Origin of the sequence: Streptomyces xanthophaeus (assembly GCF_000725805.1) — a bacterium.
Lineage (GTDB): Bacteria > Actinomycetota > Actinomycetes > Streptomycetales > Streptomycetaceae > Streptomyces > Streptomyces xanthophaeus.
The window spans coordinates 83,623-105,732 of record NZ_JOFT01000027.1; the positions used below are offsets into that span (position 1 = coordinate 83,623).

22 protein-coding genes are annotated in these 22,110 nt (G+C 71.1%); 11 read left to right on the forward strand and 11 right to left on the reverse strand.

Going from position 1 to position 22,110, the window contains the following annotated elements:
• Window positions 1-146: 146 nt before the first annotated feature.
• The 10 genes from IO30_RS0117600 to IO30_RS0117645 all read left to right on the forward strand — a co-directional run bounded on the left by IO30_RS0117600 (window position 147) and on the right by IO30_RS0117645 (window position 9,967).
• Window positions 147-650 (forward strand): Lrp/AsnC family transcriptional regulator, encoded by a 504-nt coding sequence (locus IO30_RS0117600; RefSeq protein WP_031144106.1) that lies wholly within the window; start codon window positions 147-149, stop codon window positions 648-650.
• On the forward strand, window positions 635-2,014 hold the full coding sequence (locus IO30_RS0117605) for an aspartate aminotransferase family protein (protein WP_031144108.1): 1,380 nt from the start codon (window positions 635-637) through the stop codon (window positions 2,012-2,014). The genes IO30_RS0117600 and IO30_RS0117605 overlap by 16 nt, the downstream gene beginning before the upstream one ends.
• 180 nt (window positions 2,015-2,194) lie before the next feature.
• On the forward strand, window positions 2,195-2,959 hold the full coding sequence (locus IO30_RS0117610; protein ID WP_031144110.1) for an ABC transporter ATP-binding protein: 765 nt from the start codon (window positions 2,195-2,197) through the stop codon (window positions 2,957-2,959).
• A complete protein-coding gene (locus tag IO30_RS0117615) occupies window positions 2,941-4,020 on the forward strand; it encodes a hypothetical protein (protein WP_031144112.1) in 1,080 nt (359 codons plus the stop codon). Before IO30_RS0117610 ends, IO30_RS0117615 begins: the two co-directional genes overlap by 19 nt.
• 26 nt (window positions 4,021-4,046) lie before the next feature.
• Complete coding sequence (locus tag IO30_RS0117620; RefSeq protein ID WP_031144114.1) at window positions 4,047-5,144, forward strand: LOG family protein; 1,098 nt, start codon at window positions 4,047-4,049, stop codon at window positions 5,142-5,144.
• 80 nt (window positions 5,145-5,224) lie between these two features.
• The gene (locus tag IO30_RS0117625; protein ID WP_031144116.1) at window positions 5,225-6,130 is read left to right on the forward strand and encodes a DMT family protein; all 906 of its coding nucleotides are present in this window, start codon (window positions 5,225-5,227) and stop codon (window positions 6,128-6,130) included.
• Window positions 6,131-6,229: 99 nt separating this feature from the next.
• On the forward strand, window positions 6,230-6,886 hold the full coding sequence (locus IO30_RS0117630; protein WP_031144118.1) for a hypothetical protein: 657 nt from the start codon (window positions 6,230-6,232) through the stop codon (window positions 6,884-6,886).
• A 121-nt stretch (window positions 6,887-7,007) separates the two neighbouring features.
• Window positions 7,008-7,268 carry a ferredoxin gene (locus IO30_RS0117635; protein WP_031144120.1) on the forward strand — a complete coding sequence of 87 codons (261 nt, stop codon included), beginning with the start codon at window positions 7,008-7,010 and terminating at the stop codon, window positions 7,266-7,268.
• Window positions 7,265-8,671: an NAD(P)/FAD-dependent oxidoreductase gene (locus IO30_RS0117640; RefSeq protein WP_031144122.1), complete on the forward strand. Its 1,407-nt coding sequence runs from the start codon at window positions 7,265-7,267 to the stop codon at window positions 8,669-8,671. Before IO30_RS0117635 ends, IO30_RS0117640 begins: the two co-directional genes overlap by 4 nt.
• A gap of 51 nt (window positions 8,672-8,722) precedes the next feature.
• Window positions 8,723-9,967 carry a cytochrome P450 gene (locus IO30_RS0117645; RefSeq protein WP_031144124.1) on the forward strand — a complete coding sequence of 415 codons (1,245 nt, stop codon included), beginning with the start codon at window positions 8,723-8,725 and terminating at the stop codon, window positions 9,965-9,967.
• Between the two features lie 21 nt (window positions 9,968-9,988).
• Here the strand turns inward: IO30_RS0117645 and IO30_RS0117650 are convergent, their stop codons facing one another.
• The 9 genes from IO30_RS0117650 to rpsB all read right to left on the reverse strand — a co-directional run bounded on the left by IO30_RS0117650 (window position 9,989) and on the right by rpsB (window position 19,879).
• A complete protein-coding gene (locus IO30_RS0117650) occupies window positions 9,989-11,026 on the reverse strand; it encodes an ABC transporter ATP-binding protein (protein WP_031144125.1) in 1,038 nt (345 codons plus the stop codon).
• Entirely contained in the window at window positions 11,026-12,642 is a 1,617-nt protein-coding gene (locus IO30_RS0117655; protein ID WP_031144126.1) for an ABC transporter permease, read from the reverse strand. Before IO30_RS0117655 ends, IO30_RS0117650 begins: the two co-directional genes overlap by 1 nt.
• Before the next feature lie 100 nt (window positions 12,643-12,742).
• Window positions 12,743-13,840 carry a thiamine ABC transporter substrate-binding protein gene (locus IO30_RS0117660; RefSeq protein ID WP_031144127.1) on the reverse strand — a complete coding sequence of 366 codons (1,098 nt, stop codon included), beginning with the start codon at window positions 13,838-13,840 and terminating at the stop codon, window positions 12,743-12,745.
• Between the two features lie 253 nt (window positions 13,841-14,093).
• Window positions 14,094-15,206 carry a dual-specificity RNA methyltransferase RlmN gene (rlmN, locus tag IO30_RS0117665; RefSeq protein ID WP_031144129.1) on the reverse strand — a complete coding sequence of 371 codons (1,113 nt, stop codon included), beginning with the start codon at window positions 15,204-15,206 and terminating at the stop codon, window positions 14,094-14,096.
• A gap of 101 nt (window positions 15,207-15,307) precedes the next feature.
• Window positions 15,308-16,384 (reverse strand): phosphatidate cytidylyltransferase, encoded by a 1,077-nt coding sequence (locus IO30_RS0117670; RefSeq protein ID WP_031144131.1) that lies wholly within the window; start codon window positions 16,382-16,384, stop codon window positions 15,308-15,310.
• Window positions 16,384-16,941, reverse strand: a complete 558-nt coding sequence (gene frr / locus IO30_RS0117675; RefSeq protein WP_031144133.1) for a ribosome recycling factor — start codon at window positions 16,939-16,941, stop codon at window positions 16,384-16,386. Before frr ends, IO30_RS0117670 begins: the two co-directional genes overlap by 1 nt.
• A gap of 85 nt (window positions 16,942-17,026) precedes the next feature.
• Window positions 17,027-17,806 (reverse strand): UMP kinase, encoded by a 780-nt coding sequence (pyrH, locus tag IO30_RS0117680; RefSeq protein WP_031144135.1) that lies wholly within the window; start codon window positions 17,804-17,806, stop codon window positions 17,027-17,029.
• Window positions 17,807-17,968: 162 nt separating this feature from the next.
• Window positions 17,969-18,805, reverse strand: coding sequence for a translation elongation factor Ts (gene tsf, locus IO30_RS0117685; protein ID WP_031144136.1), 837 nt, complete (start codon window positions 18,803-18,805; stop codon window positions 17,969-17,971).
• A 135-nt stretch (window positions 18,806-18,940) separates the two neighbouring features.
• Entirely contained in the window at window positions 18,941-19,879 is a 939-nt protein-coding gene (gene rpsB, locus IO30_RS0117690; RefSeq protein WP_031144138.1) for a 30S ribosomal protein S2, read from the reverse strand.
• 251 nt (window positions 19,880-20,130) lie between these two features.
• Between rpsB and IO30_RS0117695 the strand changes: the two genes are divergently transcribed.
• Window positions 20,131-20,607, forward strand: a complete 477-nt coding sequence (locus tag IO30_RS0117695; RefSeq protein WP_031144140.1) for a murein hydrolase activator EnvC family protein — start codon at window positions 20,131-20,133, stop codon at window positions 20,605-20,607.
• An 18-nt stretch (window positions 20,608-20,625) separates the two neighbouring features.
• On the opposite strand, the gene IO30_RS0117700 is transcribed toward IO30_RS0117695, so the two are convergent.
• Window positions 20,626-21,183, reverse strand: a complete 558-nt coding sequence (locus IO30_RS0117700; protein ID WP_031144142.1) for a TetR/AcrR family transcriptional regulator — start codon at window positions 21,181-21,183, stop codon at window positions 20,626-20,628.
• A 52-nt stretch (window positions 21,184-21,235) separates the two neighbouring features.
• Window positions 21,236-22,072: an RNA polymerase sigma factor WhiG gene (whiG, locus tag IO30_RS0117705; protein ID WP_031144143.1), complete on the reverse strand. Its 837-nt coding sequence runs from the start codon at window positions 22,070-22,072 to the stop codon at window positions 21,236-21,238.
• Between the last annotated feature and the right edge of the window lie 38 nt (window positions 22,073-22,110).

The window sequence follows — 22,110 nt, forward strand, 5'->3', positions numbered from 1 at the left end:
GTCCAACGGTTGAGACAACTCCCAAGCCTAGCCCCTATGCCGACGCTTTCGACAGGGCCGGACGCCACGAACTACGAAATCAGTGAGATTCAAGCTCCCAAACAACGGATTTCATCGATTCCGTCTTGCGGAACAGACGACTCCTCGTGCACAGTGAGGTCGTGGTCAGTCGAAGCGCAGATTCCAGGAACAGACAACCGTCCCCTTCGGTCGATGCTGTGTCCCTGGCGATCATCGAGCAACTGCAGGAGGACGGTCGCCGTCCCTACGCAGCGATCGGCAAGGCAGTCGGTCTGTCGGAAGCGGCGGTGCGCCAGCGCGTACAGAAGCTCCTCGACCAGGGCGTCATGCAGATCGTCGCCGTCACCGACCCGCTCACCGTGGGCCTGCGACGCCAGGCCATGGTCGGGATCAACGTCGAGGGAGACCTCGACCCGGTGGCCGACGCACTCACCGCAATGGCCGAGTGCGAGTACGTGGTGATGACCGCCGGATCGTTCGACCTGATGGTGGAGATCGTCTGCGAGGACGACGACCACCTGCTCGAGACGATCAACAAGAAGATCCGCACGCTCCCCGGCGTGCGATCAACCGAAAGCTTCGTTTACCTGAAGCTGAAGAAGCAGACCTACATGTGGGGAACCCGATAACCGTGAGCCAGGACCTCTCCAAAACCGCGTACGACCACCTGTGGATGCACTTCACCCGCATGTCGTCCTACGAGAACTCCCCCGTCCCCACGATCGTCCGGGGCGAGGGCACCTACATCTGGGACGACAAGGGCAAGCGCTACCTGGACGGTCTCGCCGGACTGTTCGTGGTCAACGCCGGTCACGGCCGCAAGGAACTGGCCGAGGTCGCCTACAAGCAGGCCCAGGAACTCGCGTTCTTCCCCATCTGGTCGTACGCGCACCCCAAGGCCGTGGAGCTCGCCGAGCGCCTCGCCCACTACGCCCCGGGCGACCTGAACAAGGTCTTCTTCACCACCGGTGGCGGCGAGGCCGTCGAGACCGCCTGGAAGCTCGCGAAGCAGTACTTCAAGCTCCAGGGCAAGCACACCAAGTACAAGGTCATCTCGCGTGCGGTCGCCTACCACGGCACCCCGCAGGGCGCCCTGTCCATCACCGGCCTGCCGGCCCTGAAGGCCCCCTTCGAGCCGCTGGTCCCCGGCGCGCACAAGGTGCCGAACACCAACATCTACCGCGCCCCGATCTTCGGCGACGACCCCGAGGCCTACGGCCGCTGGTGCGCCGACCAGATCGAGCAGGAGATCCTCTTCGAGGGCGCCGACACCGTCGCGGCCGTCTTCCTGGAGCCGGTGCAGAACGCCGGCGGCTGCTTCCCGCCGCCGCCCGGGTACTTCCAGCGGGTCCGCGAGATCTGCGACGAGTACGACGTGCTGCTCGTCTCCGACGAGACGATCTGCGCCTTCGGCCGCCTCGGCACGATGTTCGCCTGTGACAAGTTCGACTACGTGCCGGACATGATCACCTGCGCCAAGGGCATGACCTCGGGCTACTCCCCGATCGGCGCCTGCATCATCTCGGACCGCCTCGCGGAGCCCTTCTACAAGGGCGACAACACCTTCCTGCACGGCTACACCTTCGGCGGTCACCCGGTGTCCTCCGCGGTGGCGCTGGCCAACCTCGACATCTTCGACAAGGAAGGCCTGAACCAGCACGTGCTGGACCAGGAGGGCAACTTCTTCAACACCCTGAAGAAGCTGCACGACCTCCCGATCGTCGGCGACGTCCGCGGCAACGGCTTCTTCTACGGCATCGAGCTCGTCAAGGACAAGGTCACCAAGGAGTCCTTCACGGACGAGGAGACGGAGCGCGTGCTCTACGGCTTCCTCTCCAAGGCGCTCTTCGAGAACGGCCTGTACTGCCGCGCCGACGACCGTGGCGACCCGGTCATCCAGCTCGCGCCGCCGCTGATCGCCGACCAGGGCACCTTCGACGAGATCGAGGGCATCCTGCGGAGCGTGCTCACCGAGGCGTGGACCAAGCTCTAAAAGCCTCCGGACCAGGCTTCAAATCGTCCGACCACACGGCCCGGATCCTCCGTTCGAGTGAGAACGCGGGGGTCCGGGCCGTGTGCTGTCACCATCCAAGCGGTTCATCTCTTTACATCGCAGTGCGGCGCCAGTGACCGAACCGGTTCCGCTTCGTTCCCCCGGACGGAGGTGTACGCCATGGTGGCTCCCCCTGACAGTGCCCCGCCCGACAACGATGTGCTGTGGGCCCGGTCCCTTCACTACTCCCACAGCGGTTCCCCCGGCCTCATCGGGGTCTCGGTCGGAGTCCGCCAGGGCGAGATCCTGGCCCTGACCGGCCCGCGCGGCAGCGGGAAGACCACCCTGCTGCGCTGCCTGTCCGGACAGCTCCGCCCCGAGCAGGGCGAGGTCTGGTTCAACAGCGTCCCCGTCCACACCATGGGCGCCCTCGCCCGCGAACGGCTGCGCCGCGACCGGTTCGGCTGGATCGGCCCCGAGCCCCAGCTGCTGCCCGAGCTGAAGGTCTGGGAGAACGCCGCGCTCCCGCTGCTGATCTCCGGCGCCTCCCACCGCGCCGCCAAGCACGCCGCCTGCGAATGGCTGGAGCGCCTCGACATCGGCGCCTTCGCCCGCAAGCGGCCCACCGCCCTGAACCGGGCCGAATCCCAGCGCGTGGCCCTGGCCCGGGCTCTGGTCAACGTGCCCGCGGTGATCTTCGCGGACGAGCCCACGGCCCCGCTGCACCGGGCCGAGCGCGCCCAGCTGCTCCGCACGCTGACCACCGCGGCCCGCTCCCACTCCATCACCGTGGTGCTGGCCACCCATGACGAGGAGAGCGCCGCCGCGGCCGACCGCCGCCTGGCCCTGCTCGACGGCCGGCCCGCCTCAGCGGCCGCCGCGTACCCGGGGCCCACCACCCCCGAGACCACGGAGGACCAGGACGCGTGCTCGCTCTCCGCCTAGCCCGCGGCTCCCGGCCGCTGGTCCAGCTGCGCAGGCTGCTGGTCGCCGTGGCCTCGGCCGGCACCGGATTCCTCCTGCTCTACGTGCTCGCAGGAGCCCTGGACCGGCCCGCCGGATCGTTCCCTCGGCTGCTGTGGGCCCTGGTCCCGCTGGCCGCCACCGTCCAGTTCGCGGTCGCCGTGGCCCGGACGGACCCCTCGACCCGGCCCCGGGAGGGCCTGGACGCCGTCGGGCTGGGCCCCGTACGCCTCACCCTGGTCGCGGCGATCTCCACCGCCGTGGCCTGCACCCTGGGCAGCGCCCTGGCCCTGGCCGCCTTCCTGCACCTGCGCGGGGACCTGGCCGGGCTGCCCTTCGACGGAGCGGGGGCCGCGCTGCTGCACGCCGACCGGCCGCTGCCCGTGGCCGCCGCCCTCACCCTCCTGGCCCTGGTCCCGCTGAGCGCCTCGGCCGCCGCGGGCCTCGCCCTGCGCCCGGGCACCCGCCGCCCGCTCGCCCCGCAGACCGCCCTGCCCTGGGGCATCGCCCTCACCGCGTGCGGGCTGGCCGTCGAGGCGTACGCGGGACGCGGCGGGGCGGGGATGCTGACCGGCTGGTCCCTGACCGCGGTCGGACTCGCCCTCGCCGGACCGGGTCTCGCCTACGCCTGCGGGACGCTGGTGCAGGCCGTGCGCCCCGGCGCGCTGCGGCTGCTCGCCGGGCGGGCCCTCCAGCAGGAGGCGTCCCGGCTGGGCCCGCCGCTGGGGGTGCTCTGTGCGATCGGCGCCGGAGCGCTCAGCGCCCTGGCCCTGCGTGACCGGGGCGGGCTGCTCCTGCCGCTGGGTCCGCTGTCCGGACCGGCCGCCGTGCTGGTCGCCCTGTGCGCCGCCGCGACCCTTCTCACATCCGCGGCGGAGGCCCACCAGTCCCGCGCCGCCGCGCAGGGCGCCCTGTTGGATCTCGGCGCCCCGGCCAAGGTCCTGCGCTCGGCAGCGAGTTTGCGGGCCTCGGCGCTGATCGTCGTGTGCGCACCGGTCAGCTGGGGTGTGGCGCAGCTGACGTCCATGGCCCTGACCCGCTGACCCGGGCAGCCCTTAGGGTGGGCCGAATGGTCAACGGACACATCGACACCGAGATCGAGACGCTCGCGGAATTCGACCGGGTCGCGGCGCTGGGCTCCCTCAGCGGCTACCGGATCCAGTCGGTCAACCTGCTGGAGCGGACCTTCGCGCTGCTCTCCGCCGACACCTCGGCAGCCGTGTTCCTGGGCTGCCCGATGGAGCCCGACGCCTCGGTGAAGGTGCGCGCGGACGGCGCCCTGGTCTTCCCGCCGGTGCCGGACCTGCCCTTCAACCCGTACCGGGGGCTGCTCTACAGCCCCGAGGAGCTCTTCTCGGGGCTGCCGAACGGGTACGAGGCCACCCCGGACGCCCTGGCGTACGCCTGGTTCCAGGAGACCAAGTCCGACGGGGACGTCTTCTCCTCGATGCTGCGCTCCGTGCACGACGACGCCGTCTCCGACGCCCTCGACGAGCACCTGGCCGGTGCCCGGGTCGTGGGCGTGATGGGCGGCCACGCCATGTCCCGCGGCGGCACGGAGTACCGCGGCGCGGCCGAGCTGGGCCGGGCCCTGACCCGGTCCGGGCTGACGGTCGCCACCGGCGGCGGCCCTGGCGCCATGGAGGCGGCGAACCTCGGCGCGTACCTGGCCCCCGCCCCGGACGAGGCCCTCCCGGAGGCTCTGGAGATGCTCGCCAAGGCCCCCTCCTTCACCCCGTCGGTGTCCGACTGGGCCCGCGCGGCCTTCGCCGTACGGGAGCGCTGGCCCTCCGGGGGCGACTCGGTGGGCATCCCGACCTGGTTCTACGGGCACGAGCCGCCGAACGCCTTCGCGGCCCACATCGCGAAGTACTTCGCGAACGCCACCCGTGAGGACGGGCTGCTGGCCCGTTCCACCGCCGGCGTGGTCTTCCTGCCGGGCGCGGCGGGCACGGTCCAGGAGGTCTTCGACAACGCCACGCCCAATTACTACGAGTCCCGCGGTCCGGCGACGCCGATGGTCCTGGTCGACCGGGCCCACTGGACCGAGCACCTCCCGGTGTGGCCGCTGCTCCAGGCCTTGGCCCGCGGCCGGGCGATGGAGTCCCGGATCGCGCTCGTCGACTCGGTTGACGAGGTCCCGGAGGTACTCGCCGGAATGCGTTGACCCGGCGAGGCAACTTCGGGGCCCGATCCCACGTCTGGCAGAGGTACCGCAAAACCTGCCAGACGTGAACGGAGCCCTTGGTGCTCATAGGCCTGCTGACCGCTGTCGCGGCGTCCATCTGTTACGGAACGGGATCCGTCCTGCAAGCCGTCGGATCGCGCCGCGCCGCCCGGATGTCCCCGACGGCCGCCGGGGTGACCGCGCACGGCGGCCCCAACCTGTCGTCCACCGCCAAGGCCGCGATGACCTGGGAATTCATCGTCGGGACGATCCTGGACTTCGTGGGCTTCGGGCTGGGTGCGCTCGCCGCCCGGATGCTCCCGCTGTTCCTCTCCCAGACCGTGATCAGCGCCAACCTGGTGATCACGGCCGTGCTGAGCGTGAAGATGCTCGGCATCCGCCTCACCCGCAAGGAATGGGCCTCGATCGGCGTCGTCTGCACCGCGCTGGTGCTGCTGGCGACCGCCGCGGGCCACGAGGGCGGCCACCACGCGCCGATGTCCACCCACTGGTGGCTGCTCGCCGTGACCCTGCTGATCATCGTGGGCGGCACCGTCGCCGTACGCTTCCTCGGCGGCCGGGCCGCGATCCTGGCGGGTCTGCTGTCGGGCCTGGCCTTCGGCGCGCTGGGCGTCGGGGTCCGGATCCTGAACGGCGTCGACCCGTTCGACCTGGGCTCCTTCCTCTCCGACCCGGCCCTGTACGCCATCTTGATCGCGGGCTTCGGCGGGATGTACCTGCACACGGTCGCCCTCCAGATCGGCTCGGTGAACGGGGCCACCGCGGCCCTCGTCGTCGGCGAGACCGTGCTCCCGGGGGCGATCGGCGTCCTGTGGCTGGGCGACGCCTCCCGCCCGGGCCTGGCCTGGCTCGCGGTGCTCGGCTTCGTGCTGGCGGTGGCCGGTGCGGTCGCCGTGGCCTGGTTCGGCAACCACGAGGGCGCCGAGGAGGAGACCGAGGCCCCGGTCCCGGCTCCGGTCGGCTGACCTCGCGGCCGGCCGGGCAGGTCACCCGGTCGGCCGTCCCCGGTGGTGGCGCGGCGGCGGCTGCCGCTTGCTGGACCCGGGGGAGAGAGCGAGGGGCCCATGGAGCCCACGACCGACCGGATGAAGACGCCGCGGGCCGCCGGGATGGCCGGAATCGCCTTCGCCCTGCTCCTGGCGGCGGCGATCGTCCTGATGCGGCTCGCCGTCCCGTCCGGGGACGCCGCCACCGGCCCCATCGACCCCGACCGGCGCTGGGCGATCCGGGTGGCCCTGGAGATCGTGCCCTTCGCCGGCATCTTCTTCCTGTGGTTCATGGGCGCCCTGCGCGCCCACACCGGTGAGGCCGAGGACCGGTTCGTCGCCACCGTGTTCCTCGGCAGCGGCTTCGTCTTCGCGGCCACCCTGTTCGGCGCCGCCGCCGCTGCGGGCACCGTGCTGAACGAGGACACGCCCTCCGACTTCGGCCGGAGCTACGCCTACACCCTGCTGGCGACCTACGCTCTGCGCATGGCGGCCGTCTTCGTCCTCGCGACCTCGACCATCGGACGGCGGCTCGGTGTCTTCCCCCGGCCGCTGGCCCTGCTGGGCACCGTGGTCGGCCTGGTGCTGATCGTGGTGGGGTCCGGCATGCCCTGGTCCGAGCTGGTGTTCCCGGCCTGGGCCCTGATCGTCAGCGTGTACATCCTGCGGGTCCGGCGCGGCAGCCCCGATGCGGAACCGGCCGGACCGGGCCCGGCCCCGTCCGCCCCTTCCTGAACTGGCCGTATCCGCTCCAGCAGGCGCTCCCCCGGTCCCGCGCGCATGCTGGTGGAAAGGAAGGGGACGGGGGTCCCGGGGGGTGACGGGGATGACCAGGCCAGCGAAAGGCAGATCCGTCATGAGGCTTGTCGTCGACCTCAACCGCTGCCAGGGATACGCCCAGTGCGCGTTCCTCGCTCCCGACGTGTTCGCCATGCACGGCGACGAGTCGCTGCTGTACAACCCGGAGGCCGCTGCCGAGCACCGCGAGGACGTGCTGCGCGCCGTGGCCGCCTGTCCGGTCGGTGCGATCCTCCTCGAACTCACCGACGAGGACATGGCATCGGTCACCCAGGAGTCCGCTGCCGGGGCGGGTGCCCCCTCCGGAGGCGCGCGGTGAGCGGTCAAGGAGCACACGACGGAGCCCTGGAGCGGCTCAAGCAGGACGGCCGCATCGTCGTCGTCGGCGCTTCGCTCGCCGGTCTGCGGGCCGCCGAGACCATGCGCGAGAAGGGCTTCGCCGGTTCGCTGACGATGATCGGCGACGAACCGTACGAGCCGTACGACCGGCCTCCGCTGTCCAAGCAGGTCCTGCTGGGCCATGCCGTCGCGGACCACACCGCGCTCCCCCGCCGCCGGGCGATCGACGCCGACTGGCGCCTCGGGGTCCCCGCCACCGGCCTGGACATGGCCGCGCGCCGGGTCCGGCTCGGCAACGGCGACGAGGTCGAGTACGACCGGCTGCTGATCGCGACCGGTGTACGGGCACGGCCGTGGCCCAACGAGGACGAGGGCGCGCTCGACGGGGTCTTCGTCCTGCGCACCCGGGACGACGCCGAGGGGCTGCAACGGGCCCTGGCAGCCGGCCCGCGCCGGGTCCTCGTCATCGGAGCCGGGTTCACCGGGTCCGAGATCGCCTCCGCCTGCCGGGAACGCGATCTGCCCGTGACCGTCGCCGAACGGGGCGCGGCCCCGCTGGTCGGCGCGCTCGGCGGGGTGATCGGCGAGGTCGCGGCCGAGATGCACCGCGAGCACGGGGTGGATCTGCGTACCGGGGTCATGGTGACCGCCCTGGAGGGCGACCCCGCGGGCCGGGTCCGCGCCGCCCACCTCTCCGACGGGTCCACCGTCGAGGCCGATGTGGTGGTGGTCTCGCTGGGCGCGCAGCGCAACACCGAATGGCTCGCCGGTTCCGGGCTCGGTTCGGGTCCCCGGGGCATCGCATGTGACGCGGGCTGCCGGGCCTTCGACATCCGGGGCATCGTCACCGACGACATCTATGTGGCGGGTGACGTGGCACGTTCGCCGCACGCCCTGTTCGGCTACCAGTTCCTTTCGCTGGAGCACTGGGGCAACGCCGTCGCCCAGGCCGACACGGCGGCGCACAACATGCTCAGCGAGAGCGCGGACCGCCGCCCGCACCTGTGGGTCCCGGCGTTCTGGTCCTCCCAGTTCGGCGTGAACATCAAGTCGGTCGGAGTGCCGCCGATGGGGACGGAGATCCTCATCACGCAGGGTTCGCGCGCCGAGCGCCGGTTCGCGGCCGTGTACGGCTACCAGGGACGCGTGATCGCCGCCGTGACCTTCGACCAGTGCCGGTGGCTCCAGTTCTACGAGCAGCAGATCGAGACGACCGCGCCCTTCCCGCCGCCCTTCTCGACGGTGGACCGCAGGCCGGAGGGGAACAAGCCGATGCCGGCGGACTTCCCCGACCCGTCGGTGCCGACCCACGGACCGACCATCACCCTCAGCGGCTACTCCCCGGCCGACCGGAAGATGACCTTCACTCCGGCGCACCACTGACGACCGCACCGCGCCCTCCCCTGAGGATCACGAGGATCACGAGGACCCGCCATGACACAAGCCCTCCTGCGGGAGATCATCGACTACGCGAACCGCGCCGACCCGTACCCGCTGTACGAGGAGCTCCGCAAGACGCCGGTCTCCCAGGACGGGGACGGCCCGTACGTCATCAGCACGTACTACGAGATCCAGAGCCTCCTGCACGACCCCCGGATCAGCTCCGACGCCCGGAACCTGAAGTCGACCGGTGACGACCCGCTGGGCCAGGCCGAGGACGAGGGGACGACCCTGCCCCCGTCCTTCCTCAAGCTCGACCCGCCGGACCACGACCGCCTGCGGCGGATGACGAACCGGCCGTTCGGGCCGCCGACCGCCCCGCACCGGGTGCACGACATGCGCGAGGAGCTCGGCGGCCTCGTCTCCGAGCTGATCGACGCCATCGTCGACACCGGGAACCTCGACCGGATCGACCTGGTGGACCAGTTCGCCTACCCCTTCCCGGTCACGGTCATCTGCCGGCTGCTCGGGGTGCCGCGCGAGGACGAACCGCGCTTCCACGTCTGGGCCGAGACCCTCGCCGCCAGCCTGGACCCCGACCCGGACGCGGACCCGGCCCAGCACGGCAAGGGCGCCATGGACGCCCGGATGGAACTGGGCATGTACCTCGCCGGACTGATCGAGGAGCGCCGCAAGAACCCCGGCGACGACATGCTGTCCCAGCTGGCGACGGCGGACGGCCCGGACGGGTCGATGACCACCATGGAGGTGCTGAGCACCTCGGCGCTGCTGCTGATCGCCGGCCACGAGACCACCGTCAACCTGATCACCAACGGCATGCTGACGCTGCTGCGCCACCCGGACGTCCTGGCGCGGCTGCGCGAGGACCCGCAGCTGTCCGTGCAGATCGTCGAGGAACTGCTGCGCTACGAGCCGCCCGTGCAGCTGCTGCCCCAGCGCAGCACCCTCTCCGACATCGAGGTGGCCGGTGTCACCATCCCCAAGGGCGCCTCGCTGTGGCTGATGCTGGCGTCGGGGAACCGGGACCCGAAGCGCTTCGAGAACGCGGACCGCTTCGACCCGGACCGGGGGGACATCCAGCACCTCGGCCTCGGCAGCGGCATCCACAGCTGCTTCGGTGCCCCGCTGGCCCGCCAGGAGGCCCAGCTGGCGCTGAGCGAGCTGGCCCGGCGGCTGGAGAACCCGCAGCTGCTGGAGGACCCGCCGCAGTACCGCCAGAACGCGGTCCTGCGCGGCCCCCGCCACCTGCAGGTCTCCTGCACCGGCATCCGCTCCTGAGCGGCGCCCGCACCGGCCGGCCTAAGCCGGGTCGCCGGTCTCCGCGGGCAGTACGACCACCTCGGCCGGGGCGAAGGTCACCGCGACCCGGTCTCCCGGGGACGGCGCCCCGGCGAGCCCGCACTCCGCCTCCAGCAGCGGTCCCGCCTCGGGCCGCAGCAGCAGCGCCACGTGCGTGCCCCGGAAGGTGCGCGACTGGACGACGCACCGCAGCCCGTCCTGCGCGAGGAGCACCCCGGCGGGCCTGACCAGCAGCTTGCGTTCGCCCTCCGCGGCCCCCTGGGGCACCGCCACCTTGCCCCACGGGGTGTCGGCGGCGCCGCCCGACACCGTCGCCGGGACCACGTTCTCGAAGCCCAGGAACCGGGCCACGAACTCCGAAGCCGGCTGCTGCCACACCTCCAGCGGGGTCCCGGCCTGCGCGATCCGGCCGTCCCGCATCACCACCACCCGGTCGGCCAGCGCGAAGGCCTCCCCCTGGTCGTGGGTGACGGCCAGCACCGTCGTGCCGAGCCGGGAGAACAGCCCCCGCAACTCCACCACGAGCCTCTCCCGCAGCCCCCGGTCCAGCTGGCCCAGCGGCTCGTCCAGCATCAGCAGCCGCGGCGAGGGCGCCAGGGCCCGGGCCAGTGCGACCCGCTGCTGTTCGCCGCCCGACAGGGAGGCCACCGCCCGGCCCTGCGCCCCCGGCAGCCCGACCAGTTCGAGCAGCTCCGCGACCCGGGCCTCGTAGGAGGCCCGGCCCGCGCCCCGCATCCGCAGCCCGAAGGAGACGTTCGCCCCGACGTCCCGGTGCGGGAACAGCTGGTGGTCCTGGAACATCAGGCCGAGGCCCCGCCGGTGCACGGGGACCCCGGCCTGGTCGGCGCCGCCCAGCAGAACCCGGCCGCCGGACACCGGCTGGAGCCCGGCGACGACCCTCAGCAGGGTGGACTTCCCGCTCCCGCTCGGCCCCAGTACGCAGACGGTCTCGTGCTCGGCGACCGCCAGGTCGACGCAGTCCACGACCGCACGCTCACCGAAGCGGACCGACACCCCTTCCAGCTGAAGCAGGGTCATCAGAACTCTCCGGAGGTCTTGTCGGGACGCAGCCGCTCCAGCGCCAGCAAGGACACCGCGCACACCAGCATCAGGATCGTGCTCAGGGCCATCGCCTGCCCGTAGTTCAGCTCGCCGGCCCGTCCCAGCAGCCGGGCCACCGCCACCGGCAGCGTCGGCTGGTCCGGCCGGGCGATGAAGACGGTCGCACCGAACTCGCCGAGCGAGACCGCGAAGGCGAAGCCCGCGGCGATCAGCAGGGCCCGCCGCACCAGCGGCAGGTCCACCTCCCGCCAGGCCCTCAGCGGGGACGCGCCGAGCACGGCGGCCGCCTCCCGCAGCCGCCCGTCCACGGCGCGCAGGACAGGCAGCATGGTCCGTACGACGAACGGCACGCCCACCAGCGCCTGCGCCAGCGGCACCAGGATCCACGAGGTCCGCAGGTCCAGGGGCGGCTCGTCCAGGGTGATCAGGAACCCGAAGCCCACCGTCACGGCGGACACCCCGAGCGGCAGCATCAGCAGCGCGTCGAAGCCGCGTACGAAGCTGCCGCCGCGCCGGGTCAGGGCCGCGGCGGCGAGCCCGCCGATGAGCAGGGCGATGGCGGTCGCGGCGAGCGCGTACCGCAAGGAGTTCCAGATGGCCTCCAGCGGCGGCACCAGGAAGGTCCCGCCCCCTGCGGCGACGTCCTGCAGCGCCCGGTAGAAGCCGAGGCCGTACCCGCCCGGGGCGTCGAAGGACCGCTCCACGAGGACGGCCAGCGGCGCCACGATCAGCAGGAGCACCGTCAGCAGCACCCCGCCCAGCAGGGCGCGCTGGGCCCAGCCGGACGGCCGGTGCGCGGTGCGGCCCGGGTCCACCAGCCGCAGCGCCGTCTCCCGCTTGCGCACGGTCCAGGCGTGCACGGCGAGGATCCCCCCGACGGCCGCGAACTGCACCATCGTGAGCACGGCGGCGGTGGGCAGGTCCAGGAGCTGCGCCGTCTGCCGGTAGACCTCCACCTCCAGGGTGGAGTACGAGGGTCCGCCCAGGATCTGCACGACGCCGAAAGAGGTGAAGGTGAAGAGGAACACCATCAGCGAGGCGGCAGCCACCGCCGGGCCCAGCGCGGGCAGCGTCACCCGCCGCCAGGCGGCGAAGCGGCCCGCGCCCAGCACCCGGGCGGCCTCCTCCTGGCGCGGGTCCAGCTGCGCCCAGAGCCCGCCGACGGTCCGTACGACGACGGCGTAGTTGAAGAAGACGTGCGCGAGCAGAATCGCCCAGACGGTGGTGTCCAGGCGCACGCCCCACAGTTCGTCCAGCAGTCCGCCGCGGCCGACGAGCGCGAGGAAGGCCGTACCGACGACCACGGTCGGCAGCACGAAGGGAACGGTCACCACGGCGCGCAGCAGCTGCTTGCCGCGGAACTCGAAGCGCGCGAAGACGTAGGCGCCGGGGAGTGCGACCAGCAGGGTGAGCGCCGTGGAGGCGAAGGCCTGCCAGGTGGTGAACCACAGCACGTCGGCGATGTCGGGCCGGGCCAGCACCTCGCCGATGCGGCCGAACTGCCAGCCGTCGTCGGTCTTGAGTCCGCGGCCGACGATCGCGGCGACCGGGTAGGCGAAGAACAGCCCGAAGAAGACCATGGGCAGGGCCATCAGGGCGAGGCGCACCGCTGTCGCCCGCCCGCCCCCGCGGGGGCGGGGTCCGGGGCCCGGCACGGCGCCCCCCGCGCCGTGCCCGACTCCTTCGTGCCGCCTACTTCACGACGGTCGAGGTCCATGCCTTGACCCACTGCTCACGGTTCTTGGCGATGGCGTCCGGGGTGACGGCCTCCGGCTTCTCGATCACCACACCGTGCTTCGTGAACAGCTCCGGCAGGGCAGCGTCCTTGGTCACCGGGTTCACGAACATCTGGAGCGGCATGTCCTCCTGGAACTTCTTGCTGATCAGGAAGTCCAGGAGCGCCTTGCCGCCCTCCTCGTTCTTCGCTCCCTTGAGCAGACCGGCGAACTCGGTCTGGCGGAAGCAGGTGCCGGTGGAGACGCCCGTCGGGGCATCGGCCGGCTGCGGGTCGGCGTACAGGACCTCGACCGGCGGGCTGGAGGCGTAGGAGACGACCAGCGGGCGGTCGCCCTTGGCCTTCTTGCCGCCCGCGGAGCCGGAGAAGCGCTCGTTGTAGGCCTGCTCCCAGCCGTCGACGACCTCGACGCCGTTGGCCTTGAGCTTGCTCCAGTAGTCCTTCCAGCCCTCCTCGCCGTACTTGCCGACGGAGGCGAGCAGGAAGCCGAGGCCGGGCGAGGAGGTCGCGGCGTTCTCGGTGACCAGCAGGTTCTTGTACTCGGGCTTGATCAGGTCGTCCAGCGTCTGCGGCGGGGCGAGCTTCTTGTCCGCGAAGTACTGCTTGTCGTAGTTGACGCAGATGTCACCGGAGTCGATGGGGGTGACCCGGTGCTCCTTGTCGAGATGGAACTCCGGCTTCACCTCGCCCAGGCCCTTGGCCTCGTACGGCGTGAAGATGCCGTTGTCGAGGGCGCGCGAGAGGAGCGTGTTGTCGACGCCGAAGAAGACGTCGCCGCGCGGGGAGCCCTTGGTGAGGATCTCCTGGTTCAGGGCCGCTCCCGCGTCCCCGGACTTGAGCACCTTGACGGTGTAGCCGCTCTGCTGCTCGAACTCCTTGAGGACCGTGTCGGTCACGTTGAAGGAGTCGTGGGAGACGAGCGTGACGTTCTTGGACTTGGGGGCGTCGCTCGCGCCCGCGGACTTGTCCTCGGCGTCGCCGCCGCAGGCGGCGAGCGTGGTGACGCCCAGCGCCGCCGCGAGCGCGGCGCCCGCGATCTTCTTGGTGGTGCTCACTGGTGAATTCCTCCTGGGATGACCAGGAGAAGACGCGGCCCTGCCCGGCGCTCTGTGAGGAGCGGACGCCGGGCAGGGCGCAACAGCTTGAGTGATGACCGAACTTCCTACCCCGAATGACCGGGGCGAGGTTCAGAGGGTCTGCGGATGACGGTCCCGCACTCTCAGCGCTGTGGCGCTCCCCTGTCGGAATATGAAATTGGTTCGGCCACAGGGTACCCCGCGGCCGAATCTGTTCGGCCAAAAGCGGAAGTTAGCGCTCCGAAGCGGCCAGCTGACCGCATGCGCCGTCGATCTCCTGGCCGCGGGTGTCCCGTACGGTCACGGGCACGCCGTGCCGGGCGATCGCCTCCACGAAGGCCTTCTCGTCCTCGGGCCGCGACGCGGTCCACTTCGAGCCCGGCGTCGGGTTCAGCGGAATCAGGTTGACGTGCACGCGCTTGCCCTTGAGCAGCTTGCCGAGCAGGTCACCGCGCCAGGCCTGGTCGTTGATGTCGCGGATCAGCGCGTACTCGATGGAGATCCGGCGGCCGGACTTCTCCGCGTACTCCCACGCCGCGTCCAGCACCTCGCGGACGTTCCACCGCGTGTTCACGGGGACGAGGGTGTCGCGCAGCTCGTCATCGGGCGCGTGCAGCGAGACCGCGAGGCGGCACTTGAAGCCCTCGTCGGCGAAGCGCAGCATGGCCGGGACCAGGCCGACGGTGGACACGGTGATGCCGCGCTGCGACAGCCCCAGGCCGTCGGGCTCCGGGTCGGTGAGGCGGCGGATGGCGCCGACGACGCGCTTGTAGTTGGCCAGCGGCTCGCCCATGCCCATGAAGACGATGTTCGACAGCCGGGCCGGGCCGCCGGGCACCTCGCCGTCGCGCAGGGCGCGCATGCCGTCGACGATCTGGTGGACGATCTCGGCGGTGGACAGGTTCCGGTCCAGGCCCGCCTGGCCGGTCGCGCAGAACGGGCAGTTCATGCCGCAGCCGGCCTGCGAGGAGATGCACATGGTGACGCGGTCGGGATAGCGCATCAGCACGGACTCGACGAGCGTGCCGTCGTGCAGCTTCCACAGGGTCTTGCGGGTGGTGTCGTCGTCGCAGCTGATGTGCCGGATGACGTTCATCAGGTCCGGCAGGAGCTCCTGCTGGAGCTTCTCGCGGGACCCGGCGGGGATGTCCGTCCACTGCGCCGGGTCGTGCGCGTAGCGGGCGAAGTAGTGCTGGGAGAGCTGCTTGGCCCGGAACGGCTTCTCGCCGATCGCTGCGACCGCCTCGCGGCGCTCCTCCGGAGTGAGGTCGGCGAGGTGCCGGGGAGGCTTCTTGGCTCCGCGGGGGGCGACGAAGGTGAGCTCTCCCGGAACAGGGCGGGCCATGGCAGGTACTCCTCGTAAGACGAAAGGCGCGCCGCAGAAGCAGCGCGCCCTCCAAGAGTAACCGCCCGGCGTATCACGCCGCCTTCTCGCAGGTCAACGGGTCAGCCGGTACCGACGAACGCGGCCAGCAGCAGCCACACCACCGGAGCGGTCGGCAGCAGGGAGTCCAGCCGGTCCATGATGCCGCCGTGACCGGGCAGCAGGGTGCCCATGTCCTTGATGCCCAGGTCCCGCTTGATCATCGACTCGCCGAGGTCGCCCAGAGTGGCGCTGACCGCGACCGCGAGCCCCAGCAGGAGGCCCTGCCACCAGGCACCGCCCTCGATGAGGAACTCCATGCACAGCGCGCCGGCGGCCATCGCGAAGCCCACCGCGCCGAGCAGGCCCTCGCGGGTCTTCCCGGGGCTGATCCGCGGCGCGAGCTTGTGCTTGCCGAAGCGCCAGCCCACCGCGTAGGCCCCGGTGTCGCTGACCACGGTCAGGACCAGGAAGGTGACCACGCGCTGCGGCCCGTCGTCGGCGGTGAGCAGCATCGCCACGAAGGTCGCCAGGAAGGGCACGTAGAACGCCGCGAACACGCCGGCGGTGACGTCCTTGAGGTAGTCCTCGGGCGGTTCGGTCATCCGCCAGACCAGGACCGCCAGCGCGGTCAGGGCCATGGCCACCCAGGCGCCCTCGGCCCCGCGGACGTATCCGGCGATGACCATGGCCGCGCCGCCGACCGCGAGCGGCACGAGCGGGGCCTTGATGCCCTTCTGCTCGTGGAGCCGGGAGGTGAGCTCCCACAGGCCCACGACGACCGCGACGACGACGACGCCGACGAAGACGGCCTTGACGATGAACAGCGAGGCGAAGATCACCGCGCCGAGGCCGACACCCACCCCTATGGCGGCACGCAGGTCCCGCCCGGCGCGCTTCTTCGGCGGCGGGGGCGAGGCGTCCTGCGGCTGCGGGGCATGCGGAGGCGGGGGGCTGGGCATGGGCTCCTGCGGCGGCGTCTCGGCGCGGAAGAGGGGGCCGCGGTCTGCGGCGGCCCCCCGATCGCGTGCTTCCCGGTCGTCGAAGTCACGGCCGGCGGCATCGGGCACGATGGGCATGGGCCGAGTGTGCGGGCCCACCTGCGCATCGTATGCGGGACCCGCCGGAACCGGCTCCGGCTGCCAGGAAGAGTCGTTCATCAGACTTCGAGGAGCTCGGCTTCCTTGTGCTTGAGCAGCTCGTCCACCTGCGCGACGTACTTCGCGGTGGTGTCGTCGAGCTCCTTCTCGGCGCGGCGCACCTCGTCCTCGCCGGCTTCCTTGTCCTTGACGAGCTTGTCGAGGGCGTCCTTGGCCTTGCGGCGGACGGCGCGGATCGAGACCTTGGAGTCCTCGGCCTTGGTGCGCGCGACCTTGATGTACTCCTTGCGGCGGTCCTGCGTCAGCTCGGGGAAGGTCACCCGGATGATGCTGCCGTCGTTGCTCGGGTTGACACCGAGGTCGGAGTCGCGGATGGCCTGCTCGATGTTGCGCAGGGCGCTCTTGTCGAACGGGGTCACGATCGCCATGCGCGGCTCGGGAACCGAGAAGGAGGCGAGCTGGTTGATGGGCGTGATGGCGCCGTAGTAGTCCGCCACGATCTTGTTGAACATCGCCGGGTGCGCACGGCCGGTGCGAATCGCGGCGAAGTCTTCCTTGGCGACGACGACGGCCTTTTCCATCTTCTCCTCGGCCTCGAGGAGGATCTCTTCGGTCACCACGTGCTCCTGCATGTCTTGAATGGATGGTTCGGGCGGACGGGACGGGCCGAGCCGGGCAGGGCTCGGCCCGGCAGCGGACTGCTCAGGCCCGGGTTCCCTGATCGCTGACGAGCGTGCCGATCTTCTCACCCTTGACGGCGCGGGCGATATTGCCCTCGGCGAGCAGCTCGAAGACCAGGATCGGCAGCTTGTTGTCGCGGCACAGGGTGATGGCGGTGGCGTCGGCGACCTTGAGGTCGCGCGAGAGGACCTCGCCGTACTCCAGCGCGTCGAACTTCACCGCGTCGGGGTTCTTCTTCGGGTCGGAGTCGTAGACCCCGTCGACCCCGTTCTTGCCCATGAGCAGGGCCTCGGCGTCGATCTCCAGGGCGCGCTGGGCGGCCGTGGTGTCGGTGGAGAAGTAGGGCATGCCCATGCCGGCGCCGAAGATGACGACGCGGCCCTTCTCCAGGTGCCGTACGGCACGCAGTGGGATGTACGGCTCCGCGACCTGGCCCATGGTGATGGCGGTCTGCACGCGGGAGTCGATGCCCTCCTTCTCCAGGAAGTCCTGGAGGGCGAGGCAGTTCATCACGGTGCCGAGCATGCCCATGTAGTCGGACCGGGCCCGGTCCATGCCGCGCTGCTGGAGCTCGGCGCCGCGGAAGAAGTTGCCGCCGCCGATCACGACGGCGATCTCCGCGCCGTCGCGGACCACCGCGGCGATCTCGCGCGCGATGGCGTGGACGACGTCGGGATCGACGCCGAGCCCTCCGCCACCGGAGAAGGCCTCGCCCGACAGCTTCAGCATGAAGCGGCGGCCCTTCTTGTGCTGGTCGCTCTTGTCGTCGGAAGCGGTGTGGGGGTCCACGCCCTGATTCATGGAGATCTCCTCGTGCACATACGAAGAAGGCCATTGCCGGTGGGTCCTTGCGGTTCCCTCTACGGCAATGGCCTCCTCGTCAGATCTGCGGTCGCCTCGCGCAAGCGCGGACGACTGCTTCAGACCCTACCGGGGTCCGGTGTCCGTCGCGTACGGACGGACTCAGATGCCGACCTTGATGCGCGAGAAGCGCACCAGGGTGACACCGGCCTCGTCCAGAACCTTCTGGACCGACTTCTTGTTGTCCAGCGCGTAGGCCTGGCCGAGCAGCGTGGCGTCCTTGAAGAAGCCGTTGACGCGACCCTCGACGATCTTCGCGATGGCAGCCTCGGGCTTGCCCTCCGCGCGGGTGACCTCTTCGGCGATGCGACGCTCGGACTCGACCTTCTCGGCCGGGACGTCCTCGGCGGACAGCCACTGCGGGGCGAACGCGGCGATGTGCTGCGCGACGCCGCGGGCGACCTCCGCGTTCTCCTTGTCGAGCTCGACCAGGACGCCGATCTGGAACGGCAGGTCGGGCATCGTGCGGTGCATGTACGAAGTCACGTAACCGCCGGTGAACTGCGCGAAGCGGTCCAGGACGATCTTCTCGCCGAGGTTGGCGTTGGCCTCGTCGACGAAAGCGGTGACGGTCTTGCCGGGCTCGATCTCGGACGCGAGGAGCGCCTCGATGTCGGCCGGGGAGGTGGCGGCCACGTGGGCGGCCAGCTGGTTGGCGACGGCCAGGAACTTCTCGCCCTTGGCGACGAAGTCGGTCTCGCACTTCAGCTCGACGAGGACACCGGAGGTGTTGTCGTCGGCGATGAGGGAGACGACCGCACCGTTCTCGGCAGAACGGCCCTCGCGCTTGGCGACGCCCTTCTGGCCCTTGATGCGGAGCGCTTCCTGGGCCTTGTCGACGTCACCGTCGGCGTCCACGAGCGCGTTCTTGCAGTCCAGCATGCCGGCGCCGGTGAGCTCGCGGAGCTTCTTGACGTCAGCGGCGGTGTAGTTCGCCATGAGTCTGTGATTCTCTCTCGAAGTCGTAGATCTACGGGTGAACGGCGGAGGTGCCGCGCTCGTGGCGCGGCTCCCCCGCCGTCATCGTCCGTACTGCGAGTGCCCGGCGGGTGAACGCCGGGCCCCCTCAGAGGGTCAGGCCTGCTCGGCGTCGGCGGCCGGGGCCTCGACAGCCTCGGCGGCCGGGGCCTCGGTGGCGTCGGCGGCCGGGGCCTCGGTGGCGTCGGCGGCCGGGGCCTCGACGGTCTCGGCGGCAGCCTCGGCCGGAGCGGCCTCAGCGGCGTCGTCGGCCTTCTTGTCGCCCTCGAGCAGGTCGCGCTCCCACTCGGCGAGCGGCTCGGCGGCGGCCTTCTCGCCCGGCTTCGAGTCGCCGGTCGCAGCGCCGGAGCGGGCGATGAGGCCCTCGGCGACGGCGTCGGCGATCACGCGGGTGAGCAGGGTGACGGAGCGGATCGCGTCGTCGTTGCCCGGGATCTTGTAGTCGACCTCGTCGGGGTCGCAGTTGGTGTCGAGGATCGCGACGACCGGGATGTGGAGCTTGCGCGCCTCACCGACGGCGATGTGCTCCTTCTTGGTGTCGACGATCCAGACGGCGCTGGGGACCTTCGACATCTCGCGGATACCACCGAGGGTCTTCTCCAGCTTGGTCTTCTCGCGGGAGAGGACCAGGAGCTCCTTCTTGGTGAGACCCGAGGCGGCGACGTCCTCGAAGTCGATCGCCTCAAGCTCCTTCAGACGCTGAAGGCGCTTGTAGACGGTGGAGAAGTTGGTGAGCATGCCACCCAGCCACCGCTGGTTGACGTACGGCATACCAACGCGCGTCGCCTGCTCGGCGATGGCCTCCTGGGCCTGCTTCTTGGTACCGACGAACATGATGGAGCCACCGTGCGCGACGGTCTCCTTCACGAACTCGTAGGCGCGGTCGATGTACGACAGCGACTGCAGCAGGTCGATGATGTAGATGCCGTTGCGCTCCGTGAAGATGAAGCGCTTCATCTTCGGGTTCCAACGGCGGGTCTGGTGACCGAAGTGGACGCCGCTTTCCAGCAGCTCCCGCATCGTGACGACGGCCATGGCCATCTCCTTGTTTCTCGGTTTGGTTCCTGACGCCCCGCCGCGCCCTGCCCCCATGAAGGGGACCGAGAGACGCTGTCACCTGGCTCTTTCGGGCTGGTGCTGGGGCGTGCGAAGTCGACCCGGTGACCCGGATCGCCACAAGAAGTGTACGGGACCCGGTGGTATGCCGGGTGACGCACTTGTCCACACCCGGCGGGCCGTCCACAGGCCCGCACGCCGCGTCCCGCGCGCGGACCACGCTGTGGAGCATGACGACACTGCTGATCAGCCTGCTGATGGTGCTGGCCCAGGCGGCCCTGCCGGGGGTCCGCCCGCTGCCCGCGCCCCTGACCGTGGCCCGCTGGTGGGACCCGCCCCCGACGCCGTACGCGGCCGGGCACCGCGGGGTGGACCTGTCCGCGCCGGTGGGCACCGAGGTACGTGCCGTGGCGGCCGGACGGGTCCACCACGCGGGCCCCGTCGCCGGGCGCGGGGTCCTCTCCCTGGCGCATCCCGGCGGCCTGCGCACGACCTACGAGCCGGTCCGCCCGCTGGTCGCGGAGGGCGAGGAGGTCACGGCCGGGCAGGTGGTGGCGGTCCTCGCCGAGGGTGGCCACTGCCCGGCCCCGTGCCTCCACTGGGGCCTGCTGGCGGGCGAGGCCTACCTCAACCCGCTCGGGCTCCTGCCACCCCCGGCTCCGCGCCTGCTGCCCGTACCGGCCCGGGCCGGTACGGGAGGAGGCTGAGCCGTGTGCGGCCGGGGCTCAGCCCCGTACGCCGCGCAGGGCCATCGCCACGGCGGCCTCGGTCACCACGGACGGGTCCTCGGCCGCGCCGAGCTCGATCCGCCGGACGGCCGCGTCGACGACCCCCTGGAGCAGCATCGCGGCCAGCTTCGGCTCCGCCTGCCCCAGCGCGCCCAGCGCCTCGACGATCATCGCCACCAGGCCGCCGTGGGCCGCGCGGATCTTCTCCCGCGCCCCGGCATCGAGCTCGCTGGCCGAGATCGCCACCACCGCCCGGTGGCGCCGGTCCCCGACCAGGCCCAGCTGGCTCCGCACATAGGCCTCGATCTTGGCCTCGGGCGACGGGGCCTCTTCCATGGCCGCCTCGATCTCGGCGGCCCACACGGGGAAGTCCACCGCGCACAGCTCTTCGACCACGGCCGCGCGGGAACGGAAGTACTCGTAGACGGAGGACCGGGCCAGCCCGGTCCGCTCCGCCAGAGCGGGGAAGGTCAGCGCCTCCGTCCCGCCTTCGGACAGCAGGGAACGCGCAGCGTCCAAGAGGGCGCCGCGCTGCATCGACCGGTGCTCGGCCACGGAGGCCGCTCGAATCCTGGGCACATCTCCACTCTACGGAGGTACCGCAAGCTCACCGCCCGACATCCGCCAGCTTGGCCCGCAGTTGGAGCACCGACTTGGTGTGGATCTGGCTGACCCGGCTCTCGGTGACGCCGAGCACGTTGCCGATCTCGGCGAGCGTGAGCCCCTCGTAGTAGTAGAGGGTCACCACCGTCTTCTCCCGCTCGGGCAGCGTGTTGATCGCCCGTGCCAGCAGGCGCCTCAGCTCCCGGTCCTCCGCCACCTCGACGGGGTTGTCGGCGGCGGTGTCCTCCAGGGTGTCCATCAGCGAGAGACGGTCGCCGCCCTCGCCTCCGACGTGCAGCAGCTCTTCGAGGGCGACCACGTTGGCGAGCGACAACTGGCTGAAAACGGCGTGGAGATCGTCCACGCCGATCCCCATCTCACCGGCGACCTCGCCCTCCGTCGGGGTGCGCCGCAGTTGCGCCTCCAGCGTGGCGTAGGCCCGCTCCACGGCCCGCGCCTTCTGCCGGACCGAGCGCGGGATCCAGTCCAGCGCCCGCAGCTCGTCGATCATCGCGCCGCGGATCCGGGTGATGGCGTACGTCTCGAACTTGATCGACCGCTCGATGTCGAACTTCTCGATGGCGTCGATCAGCCCGAACACCCCGGAGGAGACGAAGTCGGCCTGCTCCACATTGGGCGGCAGGCCCACACTGACCCGGCCGGCCACGTACTTCACCAGCGGCGAGTAGTGCAGGATCAGCTGCTCCCGCAGCCGCTCGTCACCCGAGTCCTTGTACGAGCGCCACAGCACCTCCAGGGACGAGGGTGCGGTCGACCGCACGCTGCCACGGGCAGCGGGGGGCACCGCAGCGCGGTCAGACCCTGAGGTGTGCTGGGGCATGCTTCGCCTTTGCCGGAGCCGGATTCGTTGGGAGCGTA